This window comes from Kitasatospora sp. NPDC048296 (assembly GCF_043201815.1).
Taxonomy (GTDB): Bacteria; Actinomycetota; Actinomycetes; order Streptomycetales; family Streptomycetaceae; genus Kitasatospora.
Genome location: NZ_JBICZB010000024.1, coordinates 58264 through 76029, shown reverse-complemented (window position 1 = coordinate 76029; position 17766 = coordinate 58264). Strand labels below are relative to the sequence as shown.

Below are 17766 nucleotides of genomic sequence, written 5' to 3'. Positions count from 1 at the left end.
GCGAACACAGCTCAGACGTACGAGCCCTCGCCGCTCGGCCACCCCCGCCCGGCACCCCACCCCACCCCACTTCCACATTCTGTTGAAATCCCCCTTGACGCTCCGACGGCCCGACCCTACCTTGTTTCCACATACAGAAACCGTTCTTCCGTATGGTGGAATTCAGGAGATGAGCCCTCCGAGCCACTGCGGGCCGACGCAGGAGAGACCCGATGCCTCGTATGACAGCCGCCCGCGCGGCCGTGGAGATCCTCAAGCTCGAAGGCGTTGAGGTCGCCTTCGGCGTGCCGGGCGCCGCCATCAACCCCTTCTACGCCGCCCTCAAGGCCTCGGGCGGGATCAAGCACACCCTGGCCCGGCACGTCGAGGGCGCCTCCCACATGGCCGAGGGCTACACCCGCGCCAAGGCCGGCAACATCGGCGTGTGCATCGGCACCTCGGGCCCGGCCGGCACCGACATGATCACCGGCCTGTACTCGGCGATCGCCGACTCCGTCCCGATCCTGTGCATCACCGGCCAGGCGCCCGTCGCCCGGCTGCACAAGGAGGACTTCCAGGCCGTCGACATCGCCTCGATCGCCAAGCCCGTCACCAAGGCCGCGACCACCGTCCTGGAGGCCGCCCAGGTCCCCGGCGTGTTCCAGCAGGCCTTCCACCTGATGCGCTCCGGCCGCCCGGGCCCGGTCCTGATCGACCTGCCGATCGACGTCCAGCTGACCGAGATCGACTTCGACCCGGAGGCCTACCAGCCGCTGCCGGTCTACCGGCCGACCGCCAACCGGATCCAGATCGAGAAGGCCATCGCGCTGCTCCAGGAGTCCGAGCGCCCGCTGATCGTGGCCGGCGGCGGCGTCATCAACGCCGACGCCTCCGAGCTGCTGCTGGAGTTCGCCGAGCTGACCGGCGTCCCGGTCGTCCCGACCCTGATGGGCTGGGGCATCGTCCCGGACGACCACGAGCTGAACGCCGGCATGGTCGGCCTGCAGACCTCGCACCGCTACGGCAACGAGAACTTCCTCGCCTCCGACTTCGTCCTCGGCATCGGCAACCGCTGGGCCAACCGCCACACCGGCGGCCTGGACGTCTACACCGCGGGCCGCAAGTTCGTCCACGTGGACGTCGAGCCGACCCAGATCGGCAAGATCTTCGCCCCCGAGCTCGGCATCGCCTCCGACGCCAAGGCCGCCCTGGAGCTGTTCGTCCAGGTCGCCGAGGAGCTCAAGGCCGCCGGCCGGCTCAAGGACCGCAGCGAGTGGGCCGCCTCCACCCAGGAGCGCAAGGCCAAGCTGCAGCGCCGCACCCACTTCGACAACGTGCCGCTCAAGCCGCAGCGCGTGTACGAGGAGATGAACAAGGCCTTCGGCCCGGAGACGCGCTACGTCACCACCATCGGCCTGTCGCAGATCGCCGGCGCCCAGATGCTGCACGTCTACAAGCCGCGCCACTGGATCAACTGCGGCCAGGCCGGCCCGCTCGGCTGGACCATCCCGGCCGCGCTCGGCGTCGCCACCGCCGACCCCGAGGGCCAGATCGTCGCGCTCTCCGGCGACTACGACTTCCAGTTCATGATCGAGGAGCTGGCGGTCGGCGCCCAGCACCGGATCCCGTACGTCCACGTCCTGGTGAACAACTCCTACCTGGGCCTGATCCGTCAGGCACAGCGCAACTTCGACATCGACTTCCAGGTCAAGCTGGAGTTCGAGAACATCAACGCCCCCGAGCTGGGCGTCTACGGCGTGGACCACGTCAAGGTCGCCGAGGGCCTGGGCTGCAAGGCGATCCGGGTCACCGAGCCCGAGGGTCTGCTGCCCGCGTTCGAGGAGGCCAAGAAGCTGGCCGCCGAGTTCCGCGTCCCGGTCGTGGTCGAGGCCATCCTGGAGCGGGTCACCAACATCTCGATGGCCGCCGCCGACATCGACAAGGTCAACGAGTTCGAGGAGCTCGCCACCCTCCCCGAGCACGCGCCGACCGCGATCAAGCCGCTGGCCCTCTGACCGGTCGGCACTCCGACCCCGTCGGGATGCGGGGGCGTACGAGCCGCTCCGTACGCCCCCGCGCAGGCGGAACACCGGCGGGGCCGCAACGGTTGAGCCGTCCGGGGCCGCTACCGTGTGCCCGGGCGACACCCCCTGCCAACCTGCCGAAAGGACCACCACCGTGAGCCTGTACGACATCCCGCTGCGCACCCTCGCCGGCGAGGCCGCATCCCTGGCCGACTACAAGGGCAAGGCGCTGCTGATCGTCAACGTCGCCTCCAAATGCGGCCTGACCCCGCAGTACACCGGCCTGGAGAACCTCCAGAAGCGCTACGCCGGGCGCGGGTTCACCGTGCTGGGCTTCCCGTGCAACCAGTTCGCCGGGCAGGAGCCGGGCAGCGCCGAGGAGATCCAGAGCTTCTGCTCCACCACCTACGGCGTGACCTTCCCGCTGTTCGAGAAGATCGACGTCAACGGTGCCGACCGGCACCCGCTGTACCAGCGGCTGACCGAGGTGGCCGACGCCGAGGGCCAGGCCGGGGACGTCGGCTGGAACTTCGAGAAGTTCCTGATCTCGCCGGACGGCACCGTCGTCGCGCGTCTGCGTCCGCGCGTCGAGCCGGAGTCGGACGAGCTGATCGCCGCGATCGAGGCCGTGCTGCCGGCCTGAGCACACGCGCGACGAAGGCCCGGGGCTCTCAGCTCCGGGCCTTCGCGCTCGCGCACGCTCGGAAACCCAGCCCGGGATCTCCTCGGGGCGGGGCTCCGCACCTAACCGAGCGCCGGAGGGTGCTCGGCCGGACGGCGTCCCCAGGCCGAGATCAGCGGCGCGAGTGTCAGGTCGAGTTCGCCCGCGTGGATGGCGGCCAGGTGCGCGTCGATCTCGGCGTCGTCGGTCAGGCCGGCCGCGAGCAGCTCGCCGCGCACGTGCCGGATGGTCGCCGCCTCCAGCCGGTCGCAGGCCGGCCCGCCGACCGGGAAAGTGCCCGCCGCGGCGACATCGACCAAGCCGGCCTCACGCAGTGCCCGCGGCAGGGTCCGGCCGTAGCGCAGGTCCGCGCCGCGTCGCTTCAGCAGCTCCCGGACCGCGTCGCGCAGCCGGTTGGCCCGCCGCTGCGCGGGGCCGCTGTCGTCCAGGCACGCCAGTGGCTGCAGAGCGGTGTCGGCGTCCTCGACCAGCAGCCAGCCGCCGGGCCGCAGCGCTGCCGCCATCGTGGCCAACGCGCGGGCCCGGTCGGGTACATGGACCAGCACGAGCCGGGCGTGCACCAGATCGAACGTCCCCGGCTCCGGGGGCGGATCAGCGGCGACGTCGTGCTGGCGCACCTCGTACCCGTCACCCGCCTTCAGCCACGACGGGTCGATGTCCGTGGCCAGCACGTACCCGGTCGGACCGACGGCCGCCGCGAGCGCCTCCGGGATACCGGGGCCACCGGCCCCCACTTCCCAGCAGCGCGAGCCGGCCCCGACCCCCAGTCGATCGACGTGCCCGCGCGTCACACCGTCGAACAGCTCGGCCAGCCAAACGAATCGCTCGCCCGCCTCGGCGCGCGCGTTGTCCAGCAGGTACCCGCGGGCGGGAGCGGACTCTCCGCCGAGCGCGGTGGTCCCGTCTGTCGGATCCGGTCGGCCACCGACGTGCGGCGGGCGGGGCGTGGAAGTCATGACTACATGGTCAACCTTCCCGGGTCACCAGCGCCACGACGACGGGAGAGGGATGTCTCACACAGCCGGCGAACCCCGCACGTCCTACAGGCTTCCCACCCGACAGACCGTCATGAACGCGACACCATCCGACTGCACCGAAGCTCTGGAAGGCCCACACAGGGAAGACGGTTTCCAGCGGTCGTTGCAGATCGAGGGCCCGGACCGCTCAGCGGTCCGGGCCCTCGTCGTCTCCTGGCCGCCGTTTTCCGTCAGCTGGACCGGCTCCACGTCGCCATCTGCTCCCGGAAGGTCGGGCAGCTGACGATGTCCGTCTTGCCGCACTGGAGGGCATGGGTCAGGAGCTGGTGGGCGTGGTCGAGGTCGACCATGCGCTGCTCGATCTCGGCGACCTTGGCGCGGATCACCGCCTGCCTGCGCGGCTGGTCCTGCTGGAACTCCCTGACCTCGGCCAGACTCAGCCCGGCTTGCTGGAACTTGCGTAGCAGCACGATCCGCTCTGCGGCCTGCGGCGGATAGCGTCGCTGCCCACTCTGACGTTCGGGCGCGGGCAGCAGACCGTGGCGTTCCCAGAACCGGATGGCCGACGCGGGAACGTTGGTGATCTCGGAAAGCTGGCCGATCGTCATGCGCATGCTCCGCCAATCCTCTTTCTCTCGTCGTTCGTCGTCTCTTCGCGCCAGCCTGACGCTTGACTTGAACCTTAGTTCAAGTCGCAGAGTGGCTGGCACGTGCAGCAGCGGCGAACCGGCCGCCGCTGACAGGGAATTGGGAGATGAAGAGATGACAGACGCACCAGAAGTGAAGAACCGGGCCCACCAGCTCGTCGAGGCTGCCCGGCAGCTCTTCGCAGCCGGGGTGATGTCACACTCCGGGCACGCCAACCTGAGCGTCCGGCTCGACGCCGACCGCTTCCTGTTGACCCCGGGGTTCGTCCGCGACCTGGAGCCCCACCACCTGGCGACCGTCGGTCTCGACGGGCAGGTCCTCGAAGGAGAACTGCGCTCCGTCAGCGCCGAGATCATCACCATGCACAGCGTCGTCTACCGCGCCCGCCCGCACGTGGGCGCGATCATCCACACCCACTCACCCGCCGCGACGGCCTTCGCGGTGGCCCACCGGCCGCTGCCGTGCCGCACCGAACCGATGCTCCGCTTCGGACAGCCCGAGGAGGTACCGGTGGTGCCCTGGGGCCCGCGTGGGTCGGACGTGTCGGTCCGGGGCGTCGCCGACGTCCTGGAACGACGCCCGACGACGTCCGCGGTCCTCCTGGCCAACCACGGGCTGCTGGTGTTCGGCCCGGACGCGTCGGCCGCCGCCCACCTCGTCGTGGCGATCGAGGAAAGCGCCGAGGCCGAGATCGCCGCTGCGGCCATCGGCGGGGCCGTGGACTTCCCCGATGGCGCCCTGGAGGCCGTCCGGGCCTCGATCGCACGGGTCTCGTCGTGACCGACCACACCTTCACCGAGCGTTCCGAAGTCCTGCGGGCTCGCTACCGCACGACGCTCGGAGCCGTCCCTCGCGCAGTGGAGGACCGTCTGCGGGTGGCCCAGGCCTTCGACCGGCTCCCCACGGAGGAGGCGTTCACGGCCCTGCGCCACATCGTGCTGGCCGACAGCCCACTCGGCGGCCGAGTGCAACAGCTTGTCCACTTCGGGCAGTTGCTGGCTCTCGGCCGGGCAGAACCGGCCCGGATCCACGCCCGGGGAGCACTCCACGCGGGCGCCGGCATCGCCGACCTCATCGGAGTCGCCGAGACCGCGCTCATCACCTCGGGCACGCCGGCCTACGCGCTCGGCATCGAGATCATCGTCGAACTCCTGCAGGACGACGACGGCCAGGTCGGCTGACCACCGAAACACGGGTGGCGCTTACGGGCATCGATCCGCCGACCCCGCCGGAACGAGCACGGACGCCGGCGGACAAGGTTCGGGAGAATTGGAAAGCGCGCTGGGGGCAACCCCTCGCGAGTTCGAATCTCGTGTCCGCCGCCATGGCTGACCAGCCATAACGACGGCCCGGACCGCTCAGCGGTCCGGGTCTTCGTCGTCTCCTGGTTGCGGTTGAACCCCGACCGATTCTCGGACTGCGGGACTGTCCTGAGTCAGGCAGCTACAGCCTGAAGGAGGTCCCGAACATCGCCACTGTCGGGACGAACGGGAGGGGGCCGCTCGTCCTGACCCCGAAGGCCCAGGCGACACTGCGTGACCTCGAGAGTGGAGCGTGACGGCGGACCCGGAAACCGCCCGGGCAACAACGCTCCGGAAGAGACCCGACGTCACGCGCGAAGCTCAGCCCCTGGATGCCGCTCGCCGGGCCGCCGTCGTGCCCCGCCACCGGGCGCGGTACGCGGTGGGGGTGAGCTGGACCCGGCGCAGCAGGTGCTGGCGCAGCGAGTCCGGGCTGCCCAGGCCGCTGCGTTCGGCGACCTGGTCGACGGGAAGAGCCGTGGTTTCCAGAAGCTCGCAGGCCCGGTCGACGCGCTGCTGCAACAGCCACTGCAGCGCGGTGAGGCCGGTTTCGGCCTGGAACCGGCGAGTCAGGGTCCGCACACTGGTGTGGGCGTGTTCGGCCAGCTCGGCAAGCGTGAGGGGCTCATCGAGGCGGTCCATCGCCCAGGCCCTCGTTTCGGCCAAGGAGAACGTGCGGGTCGAGGGAACCGGCGAGGTCACCGTCTGGGTCTGGTCTCCGATGCGGGTCGGGGCCAGCAGCGTCAGCCGGGCTGCGGCGTTGGCCACTGCAGCGCCGTAGTCCGAGCGGATCAGATGCAGGCAGAGGTCCATGCCCGCAGCCAGGCCCGCAGCGGTGAACACGTGCCCGTCCTCGACGAAGAGGACGTCGCCGACAACGTCCACCTCGGGAAAGCGGGCGGCGAGTTCCCCGGAGAACGGCCAGAAGGTCGTGGCTCGGCGACCGTCCAGCAGGCCGGCCTGCGCCAGCACGAAGGCGCCGGTGCAGATCGACGCGATCCGGCTGCCGGTCGCCGCTGCGCGGCGCACGGCGTCGAGCACGCGCGGATCGGCGTCGCCGCGCGCCCCCGTGCCGGTGACGATCACCGTGTCGGCCGTGTCCACGATGTCCAGCCCGTGGGGGATCGAGACCTGGAGGCTGCCCAGGGTTTCCACCAGGCCGGGCTCCGACGTGCCGACACGTACCTCGTAGCCCGGTGCATCGTCCACCTGCACCGCCCCGAAGACCAGTTCCGGGATGGACAGGTCGAAGGCCGCGGCCGGGGGGACGACCAGGACGGCGACTCGGTGCATGGTGGCCAGAACCTCCGGTTCGTTGTCCTCTTCCCTGGTGGCCGCGCCGCCACCGATGGCGGAGGCTGGACGGGCACGGCCGCTTGAGCTGCAACTCTTCACCGCGGCCTGGGCATTCCCTTGTCACTCACCAAGCCTTCCGGGGGTTTTCATGTCCCGCTATGTCGTCATGGGAGCCGGCGCCACCGGCCGCGCCGTCGCCGCGCTGCTCGTGGAGCGCGGTGTGCCGGTTCGTCAGATCACGCGTCGAGGCACCGGCTTGGAACACCCGTTGGTCGAGCGGGTCGCCGCCGACGCCCGTGATGTCGACCGCCTGGTCGGGCTCGTCGCGGGGGCCGAGGTGTTGATCAACTGCGCGATGCCTCCGTACGACCGTTGGATCACCGATGCGCCGCCTCTCGCGGCCGCGCTGCTGACCGCTGCGGAGCGTACGGGCGCACGCTACGTGATGCTCGGGAATCTCTACGGGTACGGGCACGTGGACGGGCCCATCACCGAGGACCTGCCGATGGCGCCCGTCTCGGCCAAGGGCCGGGTGCGCGCCCGGATGTGGCTGGACGCTCTGGCCGCCTACGAGGCGGGGCGCGTGGAGGTCACCGAGGTGCGCGCGGCAGCGTTCCTGGGCGAGGGGGTGCTGAGTACCTTCACGCTGTCGATCGCCCCACAGGTTCTGGCGGGCGAGGTGGCGTGCTATCCCGGACGTCTCGATGTACCGCAGTCCTGGTCGCACGTCGGGGACGTGGCCTCGACACTGGTGGCTGCCGCCCAGGACACCCGCTCCTGGGGACGGGCTTGGCACGTGCCGGCGACGAACATCCTCGTGCGTGAACTGACGGAACGCTTCGCGAAGCTGACAACCTCCCCCGATCCGCGCCTGGAGCGTCTCGACCGTGATGCGCTCCTCACCCTCGCGGAGCGGAACCCCCTCTTCGGCGAACTCGTCGAGATGCTGTACGCCACCGAGAACCCGCACGTCCTCGACTCGACCGACACGGAGCGCGCGCTCGGCGTCACCGCGACCGCCCTGGACGAGGTGTTGCTTGCCACAGCGCGAGGTCTGGCGAGGTAGGGGAAGCGAAGCGGCCTGGCCGAACCCGCACCCTCCTCCCGCGCCCCGCGCAGGCTCGGGAGGGGGATCACGGCAGCAGCAGCCGTGTGCCCGGCGGGAGTTCGCCGCTGCGGGCGGCGTCGTGCAGGTGGGCCAGCAGGGTGGTGTGCAGCGCCTCGGCGGCGCGGGTGAGCGGCACCTCGTGGCCGTGCGCGACCGCGATGGTGCGGCCCAGGCCCGGCCCGGCGAACGGGGTGACGGTCAGGCCCGAGCGGGCCGCCACCATGCCGGGCACCACGGCCGGTCCGAGCCCGGCCCGGACGAAGCCCAGCACCGCGTCCATCTCGCCGCCCTCCACCGCGAACTCCGGCTCGAACCCGGCCGCCCGGCAGGCCGCCAGGGTCGCCTCGCGCAGGTCGTAGCCCTCCCGGAACATCACCAGCGGCCGTCCCTTGAGCTCGGCCACCCGCACGGCGCTCCGGGAGCGCCCCGCGGCGGCGACCAACACCAGTTCCTCGTGCAGCAGTTCGGTGACCGCGAGGGCGGGGGCCGCCTCCCCGCTCGGCGGGGTGATGATCAGCGCGAGGTCCAGCTCCCCCGCCGCCAGCCAGCGCACCAGGTCGCGCGATCCGCCCTCGCGCACCCCCAGCGCCACGCCCGGGTAGCGGTCCCGGAACACGCGCAGCACGTCCGGCACCAGGCTGGTGCACAGGCTCGGGGGCGCCCCCAGCCGGACCCGGCCGCGGCGCAGCTGCACCGTCTCCTGGACGGCGAGGCGGGCGCTCTCGGCGTCCGCGACGATGCGCCGGGCCAGCGGCAGCAGGGCGTCGCCCGCGTCGGTGAGGGCGATGTTGCCCCGGGTCCGGTGGAACAGCTCGGCACCCAACTCCCGTTCCAGTGCCCGGATCTGCTGCGAAAGGGATGGTTGGGCCACGCGCACGGCCTCGGCCGCCCGGGTGAAATGGCAGGTATCTGCCACGGCCAGGAAGTAACGGAGCTGCTGGAGCTGCATCCACCCAGCGTACGGCGTCTCGATAGACACTGCCTATCGTCGCGAGCCACATCATGTCTTGGACACACCGTCCCACCGCTCCCTACGGTGGCCGACATGACAACCGCGACTCGGACGGCCAGGCATCCGTCCACCCTGCTGACCCTGTGGCGGTCGACCGTCGGCAAGAAGGCGGTCATGGCCGTCAGCGGACTGGTCATGCTGCTGTACCTGGTCGCGCACATGCTGGGGAACCTCAAGGTGTTCTTCGGCCCGGACGAGATCAACGGCTACGCGCACTGGCTGCGCACGCTCGGCGAGCCCTTCCTGCGCTACGAGTGGTTCCTGTGGATCGCCCGGGCCGGCCTGCTGGCCGCCGTCGTGCTGCACGGCGTGTCCGCGTACCAGCTCAGCCGCCGCGACCTGGCCGCCCGCCCGAACAAGTACGTGCACCAGCGCCGGCGCGCCAGCTACGCGACCCGGACCATGCGCTGGGGCGGGGTGATCCTGGGGCTGTTCATCGTCTGGCACATCCTCGACCTCACCACGCTCACGGTGAACCCGGTCGCCGAGCACGGGCACGTGTACCAGAACGTGGTGGGCACCTTCGGCCGCTGGTACAGCGACGTGATCTACATCGTCGCGATGCTGGCCCTGGGCTTCCACATCCGGCACGGGTTCTGGAGCGCCGCGCAGACCCTCGGCGCCAACAACGCCCGCCGCGACAAGGCGCTGAAGCTGGCCGCCAACGGCCTGGCGCTGGTGCTGACGGCCGGCTTCCTGTCCGTCCCCGTGGCCGTGATGTTCGGAGTGGTGAAATGAGCTACCTGGAGTACACCCTCGGCGAGCCGGTCGCCGACACCAAGGCCCCCGCCGGACCGATCGACCAGCGCTGGGACCAGCGGCGGTTCGACGCCAAGCTGGTCAACCCGGCCAACCGGCGCAAGCACACCGTGATCGTGGTCGGCACCGGCCTGGCCGGCGGCGCGGCCGGCGCCACCCTCGCCGAACAGGGCTACCACGTCGTCCAGTTCTGCTTCCAGGACTCCCCGCGGCGCGCCCACTCGATCGCCGCCCAGGGCGGCATCAACGCGGCCAAGAACTACCGCAACGACGGCGACTCGATCCGCCGGCTGTTCTACGACACCGTCAAGGGCGGCGACTTCCGCGCCCGCGAGTCCAACGTGCACCGGCTCGCCCAGGTGTCGGTGGAGATCATCGACCAGTGCGTGGCCCAGGGCGTGCCCTTCGCCCGCGAGTACGGCGGCCTGCTGGACACCCGCTCCTTCGGCGGCGTGCAGGTCTCCCGGACCTTCTACGCCCGCGGCCAGACGGGTCAGCAGCTGCTGCTCGGCGCTTACCAGGCGCTGTCCCGGCAGATCGCCGCCGGGAACGTGGAGCTCCACCCGCGCACCGAGATGCTCGACCTGCTGGTGGTCGACGGCCGGGCCCGCGGCATCGTCGCCCGCGACCTCGTCACCGGCGAGATCCGCAGCTACACCGCGGACGCCGTGGTGCTCGCCACCGGCGGCTACGGCAACGTCTTCTACCTCTCCACCAACGCCAAGAACTCCAACGCCACCGCGATCTGGCGCGCCCACCGGCGCGGCGCCTACTTCGCCAACCCGTGCTTCACCCAGATCCACCCGACCTGCATCCCGCGCTCCGGCGACCACCAGTCCAAGCTCACCCTGATGAGCGAGTCGCTGCGCAACGACGGCCGGATCTGGGTGCCCAAGGCCAAGGGCGACAACCGCCCGCCCGGGCAGATCCCGGAGGAGGAGCGGGACTACTACCTGGAGCGGATCTACCCCGCCTTCGGCAATCTGGTGCCGCGCGACATCGCCTCCCGGGCCGCCAAGAACGTCTGCGACGAGGGCCGCGGCGTCGGCCCCGGCGGGCAGGGCGTGTACCTGGACTTCGCGGACGCCATCCGCCGGATGGGCCGGGACGCGGTGGAGGCCAAGTACGGCAACCTCTTCGAGATGTACGAGCGGATCACCGCCGAGGACCCGTACCGGGTGCCGATGCGGATCTACCCGGCGATCCACTACACGATGGGCGGGCTCTGGGTCGACTACGACCTGCAGACCAGCATCCCGGGCCTGTTCGCGGTCGGCGAGGCCAACTTCTCCGACCACGGCGCCAACCGGCTCGGCGCCAGTGCGCTGATGCAGGGCCTCGCCGACGGCTACTTCGTGCTGCCGCCCACCCTCAACGACTACCTGGCCCGCAACCCGCTGGCCGCCGTACCCGCCGACCACCCGGTGCTCACCGAGGTCGAGGCGGAGGTCGAGGACCGGCTCAACCTGATCCTCTCCGTCAACGGCGACCGCACCCCGGACTCCTTCCACCGCGAACTCGGCGAACTGCTATGGAACGAGTGCGGGATGGCCCGCGACGAGGCCGGGCTGAAGCGGGCGCTGGAGCGGATCCCGCAGCTGCGCGAGGAGTTCTGGCGCCGGATCAAGGTGCCCGGCACCGGGCAGGAGCTCAACCAGTCGCTGGAGAAGGCCAACCGGCTGGTCGACTACTTCGAGCTGGCCGAGCTGATGTGCCTGGACGCGCTGCACCGGGCCGAGTCCTGCGGCGGCCACTTCCGCACCGAGAGCCAGACCCCCGAGGGCGAGGCCGCCCGGCGCGACGAGGAGTTCACCTACGCCGCCGCCTGGGAGTTCACCGGCACCGGCGAGGCACCCGTCCTCCACCGCGAGGCCCTCGACTTCGAGCACGTCCACCCCACCCAGCGGAGCTACGCATGAACCTCACCCTGCGCATCTGGCGCCAGGCGGGCCCGGACGCACCCGGGTCGATGACCACCTACCAGGTCAGCGGGATCAGCCCGGACATGTCCTTCCTGGAGATGCTCGACACCCTCAACGAGGAGCTGATCACCCGCGGCGACCTGCCGGTCGCCTTCGACCACGACTGCCGCGAGGGCATCTGCGGCGCCTGCGGCATGGTCATCAACGGCCAGGCGCACGGCCCCGAGCGGACCACCACCTGCCAGCTGCACATGCGGCACTTCAAGGACGGCGACACCATCGACGTCGAGCCCTGGCGGGCGGCGGCCTTCCCGGTGGTCAAGGACCTGGTGGTGGACCGCTCGGCCTTCGACCGGATCATCGGCTCCGGCGGCTACATCACCGCGCCCACCGGCAGCGCCCCCGAGGCGCACGCCACGCCCGTCCCCAAGGAGGCCGCCGACACCGCCTTCGAGCACGCCGAGTGCATCGGCTGCGGCGCCTGCGTGGCCGCCTGCCCGAACGGCTCGGCGATGCTGTTCACCTCCGCCAAGGTGGTGCACCTCAACGTGCTGCCGCAGGGCGCGCCCGAACGCGCCACCCGGGTAAGGAACATGGTCTCGGCGATGGACGCCGAGGGCTTCGGCGGCTGCACCAACACCGGCGAGTGCGCCACCGCCTGCCCCAAGGGCATCCCGCTGCCCAGCATCGCCGCGATGAACCGGGAGTTCCTGCGGGCCGCCCGTAGTTGACACCTCCCCATGATCGGTCGGCCCCTCGCACAGGTGCTCGTGCGGGGGGCCGACATCGTCTACGGCGGCGCGTACGGGGGCAGTTCACGCTCCCCGTACGGGTGGTGGATCGCCGACAGCGGTGCTGCGACGCGGGAAATCGCGCTACGGTGGACCTCCGCCACGGAAGGACGGCATATGCCCCAGGTTCAGTCCTGCTCCGGCTGCGGCGGGTCCGGGGGGACCCAGAAGACCGAGGCAACGGTCGAACTGGATGAGGAAGGAAGCATGGTGCCCATGATCCACACCTTCTGGTCGCCCTGCGGTCGGTGCCACGGATCCGGGACGGTGATCGTCGGATGAGGTTGGTCTTCGAATGCGTCGAGTGCGGTGGGCACTACCTGCCGCCGGAGGGCATGGTCTACCCGGACGGGCCGGCGTCGCCGCTCTGGTGCTCCTCCTGTCAGACCGTCAAGCGCACGGCGGGCGCGCCGGAGGATCCGCTGCTCGCCCGGATCGCGCTGGCCGCCGCCCGGGCCGCGCTCGCCCGGCGGGCCGCCGAGGGTGTCGAGCCGGCCGTCGGGCGCGCCGACGTCCGCCCGTCCCGGCCGCCGCTGTCGCGCCGGGCGCGCTCGGGGCCGGGCGGGGTGCGCAGCAGGCTGGGCTGAACCGGGGGGTGGCCCGGCCCGGCGGCCGAACGAGGCATTGCGCGATCTTCTGACGATCCGTCAAAGTTCGTTCACGGCACCAAACTTGTGCATGGCTCAAACATGCTGGTTTATTGTCGTACCTCGTTTGCGAGCCTTGGGGGGCGCCATGCAGCCGACCGAACCGGCTGGCTCGACCTGGGCCGGACACACCGGCCCCACTCCGTTCATCCCACCGCCACCGCCGCCGCCTCCACCAGCGGCCGCACCGATGCCGCCACCGGTGTTCTCACCCACCCGGCGCACCATCCGGGTGGCCGTGACCAAGCGCATCCTCTGGGTCGGGGAAGCGGCGTACCCGCTGGCGACCGTCGCCCGGGCGAGCATCACGATCATCGTGCCGGACAAGTTCGGCGCGATCGGACGTCTCTTCAAGTTCGCGGGGACGGTCCTCACGGCCGCGTTCCTGCTCAATGCTGCCAACAGCGCCGCCGCCGGCGCACTGGGCGGCGGCCAGCCGGGCTCCGACTCGGGGTGGCCCGTGGTGCTGGCGCTGGTCGCCGTGGTGCTCTACTTCGCGTTCGTCACCCTTCCGGTCCTGCGCCAGAACCGCCTGTACGCGCTGACCGTCGACACGGCGGGACCGCCGACCGCGCTGCTGGCCTGGGAATCGCCAGGGCCCGCGTACGAACTGCAGGCCGCCGTCGCGCGGGCGATCGAGAACCCGCAGATCGAGTTCCAGCAGTTCGTCAGCAGCATCATCGTCGACCTGCGGCACTACCAGTTCGGCGACAGCGTCAACATCTACGGCGGCAACGGCAACACGGGAGTCAGCAAATGAGCGGCAGCAACCCGCAGTTCCACATAGGTGACAGCGTCACCATCCACGGCGGCCACCACAACGTCGGCGTCCAGCACAACAACGGCCAGGCCAGCGAGGCCCTGCCGCCCGAGATCGCCGCGGTGTTCGCCCAGCTCGCCGCCGTGGTGGCCGAATTGGCGCGCGACTCGCGGGTGCACGAGGAGGACCGGCAGAGCCTGACCGAAGCCCTCCCCGTACTGCGCGACCCTGCCTCCGAGGAGCGGCGCGGCTGGCGCAACACCCTCCTCCTGCTGGCCGGCGTGACGCAGAGCATCGGCGAGGCGGCCGCGCCCGCGCTGGGCCTGGCGAACCAGCTCCTGGCCCTGATCAGCGGCTGACCGACCGGCGCCCGACCGGCCTGACCGGGCCGGTCGGGCGGTGTCCGCGAGGAGGCAGGTCACCAGGCCCTACTCAGAACAACGCCTCCTGGGTGTCCGGCTCCGGCGGACGGACCCGCTCCTCCAGGCCCAGGCCCTCGGAGCCGCGGCCGGTGACCGGAGTGAGCGTCCAGCCGGTGAGCCGCCGGGTGTCCAGCAGCAGCGGGCCGGAGCCGTCCGGCTGGTCGAGGAACAGGTGCCGCCCGACCGGCGGGCGCAGCGTGCCCGCGACCACCGCCCCGGCGGCCAGCCCGGTGATCTCGCGGTAGGCCTCGGGAGCGCCCGCGCCCAGGCCGTAGCGCTCGACGTGGTCCACCACCGGGCGGTCGGCGAACAGCTCCAGGGCGTGGCCGTCCAGCAGTCGGTGCGCCCGGGCGCGGGCCTCGGTGAGCACGGTACGGCGGTACGGGGCGTCGCCGTGCGCCCACCAGTGGTCGGTCTTCAGTCGGGACTTGAAGCGCTCGCGGGCCATCCCCGAGGCGGCGACGGTGAGTTCGGCGCGGCGGATCGCGGGCAGGCTGCCGCGCGCGGTGAACGCGTAGGCCAGCGCGCCCTGTTCGAGCAGTCGGCTGTCGCCGCGCTGCTCGGCGGTCAGGCCGACCTTCAGCAGGCCCTCGCCGAACCAGGCGAGGTAGAGCAGGTAGGTGCGGCCGTCGTCCAGGATCTGGTCCCGGGCCAGGGCCAGGCCGCGGTCCACGCTCTGGCAGGCCGGGCACTGCGTCGCGCTGCCGCCGGGGTCGATCGCCGCGTGGTGCGGGCAGGGCGTGCGCTCCGTCGCGCCGGCCAGCCAGGCCCCGACGCAGCGGCGCGGGCCGCCGAGCAGCCAGCCGACCTCGGCACCCGGTGCGACGGCGCGCTCGTGCACCCGGGCGCCGCGCACGGCGCCGAGCAGGGCCCGGCCGTCGTGCCAGCTCAGGCCGGTGGAGACCCAGCCGGCGGGCCGGTCCGGGTGCTGCGGTGCGGGGACCGTCACGGGCATCCCTCCCTGGAGGTCTTCGATCCGGTGAGGCTACCCGGCGCCACTGACAGCGGTGACTTCACCCCGGCAATGCCCACCCACGCCACCAGCTACTGGGCCACCAACGCCATCGGCACCTCGATCCGGTACTACGCCAACGCCAACCGCCACCCGTGGACGCCCTCGCACGAGCGCCGCCCGGGCCGAAGCCCCGCAGGTCGTAGGCGCTTGGCCGGGTGGGCTGTCCACGTTCTATTGTGGCGGGCGCGGTCGGCGGTGTTGCCGGGAGGTGGCGTGGGCGGCCGGGTCGGTGCGGAGCGCGAAGGGGTGGATGGTGGCGGGGCGGCGGAACAGCGGGGTGCTGGCGGTCTGGGCGGAGGAGCAGCGGCAGCAGCAGCGTCGGGAGGAGGCCCGTTGGCGCGCCGAAGCGGCGGAGTTGCGGCGGCACGAGCGTGCGCAGCGCGAGGCTCAGCGGGCGGCCGCCCGTGACGAGCGGGAGGCGCAGCGCGCCTACCAGCAGTCGCGGGAGGCGGAGGCGGCCCGGCAGACGGCCGAACTGGACGCCCGGGTCGAGGAGTTGCGCGGGCTGCTGGCGGCCGGGCTGGCCGCGCCGGGGTTCGGGCCGCAGGCGTTGCTGGCGCCGCGTCCGGTGCCGCCGTTCGATCCGGGCCCGCTGGGTGAGCCGGTGCCGATGCCCGACCAGACCTCCGCCGCGTACCACGTGCCGCCGCCGGACGCGGCGCAGGCCCGCAATGCCGGGGTGCGCCGGCAGTACGAGCAGTACGTCGCCCAGGCCCGGGCCCGGTTCGAGCAGGACTGGTACGCCGCGCAGGCGCGGGAGGCGGACCGGCAGCGCCGGCTGGCCGCGTACCACCAGGAGTACCTGGCCTGGGCGGAGCGCTTCCGCCGTGAGGAGGAGGCGCGCGGGGCCGGGACCGAGGAGTTGCTGCGGCGGCTGCGGGCGGGTGAGCCGGAGGCGGTGCAGGAGTACTTCACGGCCGGCCTGTACGCCTCGGCGGCCTGGCCGGAGGGCTTCCCGCACCGGCTGGCGGCGGCCTGGGAGGCGACGAGTCGTCAGCTGGTGGTGAACTGGGAGCTGCCCGGTCCGGACGTGGTGCCGGCCGCCTCCCGGGTGCGCTACGTGAAGGCGGACGACCGCGAGGCCGAGGTGGCCCGCCCGGCGACCGAGCGCAAGGCGCTGTACCGGGAGGTGCTGGCGCAGTCGGCGCTGCGGGTGGCGGTGGAGCTGTTCCGGGCGGACCGGGACGGGATGCTGGACTCGGTGGTGCTGAACGGTTTCGTCCTCGGCATCGACCCGGCGACCGGCCGGGAGGCGGAACGCTTCCTGTCCACGCTGACCGCGACCCGGGCCGAGTTCGCCGGGCTGGCGCTGGACCGGGTGGCGCCGGTGGAGTGCTTCCAGGGCCTGGGCGGCAAGCTGTCCGCCCGCCCGGAGCGGCTGGACGAGGTGAAGCCGGACCGCCTGCCGGAGACGGTCGGCGGCAGTCTGGCCGGGCACGGCGGCGAGGACGAGCCGGACCTGTTCGAGATGGACCCGATCGAGTTCGAGGAGCTGATCGCCGAGCTGTTCCGGCTGCGCGGTTTCCGGGTGATGACCACGGCCCGCAGCGGTGACGTCGGGGTGGACGTGATCGCCGAGGACCTGGACCCGGTGACCGGTGGCAAGATCGTGATCCAGGCCAAGCGCTACAAGAAGACCGTCCCGCCGACGGCCGTGCGCGACCTGGAGTCCACCGTCCGCCACCACGGCGCGATCAAGGGCATCCTGGTCACCACCGCGGGCTTCGGCCGCGGTTCGTACAGCTACATCGAGGGCAAGCCGCTGACCCTGCTGAGCGGCCCGGAGCTGGTCGAGCTGCTGGCCGAGCAGGGGCTGCGCGGCCGCCTCGGCGGCGGGAGCGCCCCGGCCCCGGAGAAGCCCCGGGAGGAGCGGACCCGCGAGGAGCAGGCCGCCGCCGGGAGCACCCTCACGGTCAGCTGGCAGAGCCGCACCGCCGGCGGGGACGCGGTGGAGCTGGACGTGACCGCCTTCCTCTGCGCCAAGGGCCGGGTGCTGAGCGACGAGCACTTCGTGTTCTTCAACAACCCGCAGGACCCGGACGGCGCCGTCCGGCTGCATCCGACCCGCTCGGTGCCGGGCGAGCCGACCCGCGCGGCCCGGCTGAGCGTGGACCTGCACCGGCTGCCGGCGGCCGTCGACGAGGTGGTGGTCGCCGTCTCCACCGAGGAGGAGGAGCCCCCGGCGCTGCCGCTCGGCTACGTGTACGGGCTCGCCGTCGCCGCCTCGTACGGGCCGGGTGCGGCCGGGCCGGCCAAGTGGCCGGGCGCCAACGGCGGCATCCCGGACTCGGCGATGCTCCTCGGCTCTTTCCAACGGGCCGACGGTGGCTGGCAGTTCGCCCCCTCGGGCCACCCGGTGACGAACGGTCTGGCCGGGCTGGCCACCGCTTTCGGCGTCGCGGTGGAGTAGCGCGGACGCCACG

17 protein-coding genes and 1 tRNA gene are annotated in these 17766 nt (G+C 71.9%); 13 read left to right on the top strand and 5 right to left on the bottom strand.

The annotated features are described in order from the left end of the window. Positions 1-212: 212 nt before the first annotated feature. The gene (gene gcl / locus ACGF12_RS16835; protein ID WP_393029842.1) at positions 213-1994 is read left to right on the top strand and encodes a glyoxylate carboligase; all 1782 of its coding nucleotides are present in this window, start codon (positions 213-215) and stop codon (positions 1992-1994) included. A 163-nt stretch (positions 1995-2157) separates the two neighbouring features. Continuing rightward, on the top strand, positions 2158-2646 hold the full coding sequence (locus ACGF12_RS16830) for a glutathione peroxidase (RefSeq protein ID WP_393029839.1): 489 nt from the start codon (positions 2158-2160) through the stop codon (positions 2644-2646). Between the two features lie 101 nt (positions 2647-2747). On the opposite strand, the gene ACGF12_RS16825 is transcribed toward ACGF12_RS16830, so the two are convergent. Together ACGF12_RS16825 and ACGF12_RS16820 are read right to left on the bottom strand one after the other, a co-directional pair. Further along, positions 2748-3641, bottom strand: coding sequence for a methyltransferase domain-containing protein (locus ACGF12_RS16825; protein WP_393029836.1), 894 nt, complete (start codon positions 3639-3641; stop codon positions 2748-2750). Positions 3642-3892: 251 nt separating this feature from the next. After that, entirely contained in the window at positions 3893-4276 is a 384-nt protein-coding gene (locus ACGF12_RS16820; protein WP_393029833.1) for a MerR family transcriptional regulator, read from the bottom strand. A 148-nt stretch (positions 4277-4424) separates the two neighbouring features. On the opposite strand from ACGF12_RS16820, the gene ACGF12_RS16815 reads away from it, so the two are divergent. The 3 genes from ACGF12_RS16815 (at position 4425) to ACGF12_RS16805 (ending at position 5635) form a co-directional block, all read left to right on the top strand. Beyond that, on the top strand, positions 4425-5090 hold the full coding sequence (locus ACGF12_RS16815; RefSeq protein WP_393029830.1) for a class II aldolase/adducin family protein: 666 nt from the start codon (positions 4425-4427) through the stop codon (positions 5088-5090). Continuing rightward, positions 5087-5491, top strand: coding sequence for a carboxymuconolactone decarboxylase family protein (locus tag ACGF12_RS16810; RefSeq protein WP_393029827.1), 405 nt, complete (start codon positions 5087-5089; stop codon positions 5489-5491). The genes ACGF12_RS16815 and ACGF12_RS16810 overlap by 4 nt, the downstream gene beginning before the upstream one ends. A gap of 67 nt (positions 5492-5558) precedes the next feature. Next, a tRNA-OTHER gene (locus ACGF12_RS16805) sits at positions 5559-5635 on the top strand. 297 nt (positions 5636-5932) lie between these two features. Here the strand turns inward: ACGF12_RS16805 and ACGF12_RS16800 are convergent. Next, positions 5933-6904: a GlxA family transcriptional regulator gene (locus tag ACGF12_RS16800; protein WP_393029824.1), complete on the bottom strand. Its 972-nt coding sequence runs from the start codon at positions 6902-6904 to the stop codon at positions 5933-5935. Between the two features lie 151 nt (positions 6905-7055). Between ACGF12_RS16800 and ACGF12_RS16795 the strand changes: the two genes are divergently transcribed. Then, on the top strand, positions 7056-7973 hold the full coding sequence (locus ACGF12_RS16795) for an NAD-dependent epimerase/dehydratase family protein (RefSeq protein WP_393029821.1): 918 nt from the start codon (positions 7056-7058) through the stop codon (positions 7971-7973). Positions 7974-8040: 67 nt separating this feature from the next. Here ACGF12_RS16795 and ACGF12_RS16790 read toward each other — a convergent pair whose 3' ends face one another. Continuing rightward, positions 8041-8964: a LysR family transcriptional regulator gene (locus tag ACGF12_RS16790; RefSeq protein WP_393029818.1), complete on the bottom strand. Its 924-nt coding sequence runs from the start codon at positions 8962-8964 to the stop codon at positions 8041-8043. A 96-nt stretch (positions 8965-9060) separates the two neighbouring features. On the opposite strand from ACGF12_RS16790, the gene ACGF12_RS16785 reads away from it, so the two are divergent. The 6 genes from ACGF12_RS16785 (at position 9061) to ACGF12_RS16760 (ending at position 14265) form a co-directional block, all read left to right on the top strand. Continuing rightward, positions 9061-9765, top strand: coding sequence for a succinate dehydrogenase cytochrome b subunit (locus tag ACGF12_RS16785; RefSeq protein WP_393029815.1), 705 nt, complete (start codon positions 9061-9063; stop codon positions 9763-9765). Continuing rightward, positions 9762-11705, top strand: coding sequence for a fumarate reductase/succinate dehydrogenase flavoprotein subunit (locus ACGF12_RS16780; RefSeq protein ID WP_393029812.1), 1944 nt, complete (start codon positions 9762-9764; stop codon positions 11703-11705). Before ACGF12_RS16785 ends, ACGF12_RS16780 begins: the two co-directional genes overlap by 4 nt. Then, entirely contained in the window at positions 11702-12439 is a 738-nt protein-coding gene (locus ACGF12_RS16775) for a succinate dehydrogenase/fumarate reductase iron-sulfur subunit (protein WP_393029809.1), read from the top strand. The genes ACGF12_RS16780 and ACGF12_RS16775 overlap by 4 nt, the downstream gene beginning before the upstream one ends. A 338-nt stretch (positions 12440-12777) precedes the next feature. Then, the gene (locus tag ACGF12_RS16770) at positions 12778-13086 is read left to right on the top strand and encodes a hypothetical protein (RefSeq protein WP_393029806.1); all 309 of its coding nucleotides are present in this window, start codon (positions 12778-12780) and stop codon (positions 13084-13086) included. A 298-nt stretch (positions 13087-13384) separates the two neighbouring features. Further along, positions 13385-13906 carry a DUF6232 family protein gene (locus ACGF12_RS16765; protein WP_393029803.1) on the top strand — a complete coding sequence of 174 codons (522 nt, stop codon included), beginning with the start codon at positions 13385-13387 and terminating at the stop codon, positions 13904-13906. After that, positions 13903-14265 carry a hypothetical protein gene (locus tag ACGF12_RS16760; RefSeq protein WP_393029800.1) on the top strand — a complete coding sequence of 121 codons (363 nt, stop codon included), beginning with the start codon at positions 13903-13905 and terminating at the stop codon, positions 14263-14265. Before ACGF12_RS16765 ends, ACGF12_RS16760 begins: the two co-directional genes overlap by 4 nt. A 73-nt stretch (positions 14266-14338) precedes the next feature. Here the strand turns inward: ACGF12_RS16760 and ACGF12_RS16755 are convergent, their stop codons facing one another. Continuing rightward, positions 14339-15277: a DUF2797 domain-containing protein gene (locus tag ACGF12_RS16755; RefSeq protein ID WP_393029797.1), complete on the bottom strand. Its 939-nt coding sequence runs from the start codon at positions 15275-15277 to the stop codon at positions 14339-14341. Between the two features lie 319 nt (positions 15278-15596). Here ACGF12_RS16755 and ACGF12_RS16750 point away from each other — a divergent pair, with 319 nt between their 5' ends. After that, positions 15597-17753: a restriction endonuclease gene (locus ACGF12_RS16750; RefSeq protein WP_393029794.1), complete on the top strand. Its 2157-nt coding sequence runs from the start codon at positions 15597-15599 to the stop codon at positions 17751-17753. Positions 17754-17766: the final 13 nt, after the last annotated feature.

What these genes read in the sequence shown, in the direction of transcription:
- gcl (WP_393029842.1), top strand. Translation starts at nt 213, where the DNA reads ATGCCTCGTATGACAGCCGCCCGCGCGGCCGTGGAGATCCTCAAGCTC.
- ACGF12_RS16825 (WP_393029836.1), bottom strand. Translation starts at nt 3,641, where the DNA reads ATGACTTCCACGCCCCGCCCGCCGCACGTCGGTGGCCGACCGGATCCG.
- ACGF12_RS16820 (WP_393029833.1), bottom strand. Translation starts at nt 4,276, where the DNA reads ATGCGCATGACGATCGGCCAGCTTTCCGAGATCACCAACGTTCCCGCG.
- ACGF12_RS16815 (WP_393029830.1), top strand. Translation starts at nt 4,425, where the DNA reads ATGACAGACGCACCAGAAGTGAAGAACCGGGCCCACCAGCTCGTCGAG.
- ACGF12_RS16800 (WP_393029824.1), bottom strand. Translation starts at nt 6,904, where the DNA reads ATGCACCGAGTCGCCGTCCTGGTCGTCCCCCCGGCCGCGGCCTTCGAC.
- ACGF12_RS16795 (WP_393029821.1), top strand. Translation starts at nt 7,056, where the DNA reads ATGTCCCGCTATGTCGTCATGGGAGCCGGCGCCACCGGCCGCGCCGTC.
- ACGF12_RS16790 (WP_393029818.1), bottom strand. Translation starts at nt 8,964, where the DNA reads ATGCAGCTCCAGCAGCTCCGTTACTTCCTGGCCGTGGCAGATACCTGC.
- ACGF12_RS16785 (WP_393029815.1), top strand. Translation starts at nt 9,061, where the DNA reads ATGACAACCGCGACTCGGACGGCCAGGCATCCGTCCACCCTGCTGACC.
- ACGF12_RS16780 (WP_393029812.1), top strand. Translation starts at nt 9,762, where the DNA reads ATGAGCTACCTGGAGTACACCCTCGGCGAGCCGGTCGCCGACACCAAG.
- ACGF12_RS16775 (WP_393029809.1), top strand. Translation starts at nt 11,702, where the DNA reads ATGAACCTCACCCTGCGCATCTGGCGCCAGGCGGGCCCGGACGCACCC.
- ACGF12_RS16770 (WP_393029806.1), top strand. Translation starts at nt 12,778, where the DNA reads ATGAGGTTGGTCTTCGAATGCGTCGAGTGCGGTGGGCACTACCTGCCG.
- ACGF12_RS16760 (WP_393029800.1), top strand. Translation starts at nt 13,903, where the DNA reads ATGAGCGGCAGCAACCCGCAGTTCCACATAGGTGACAGCGTCACCATC.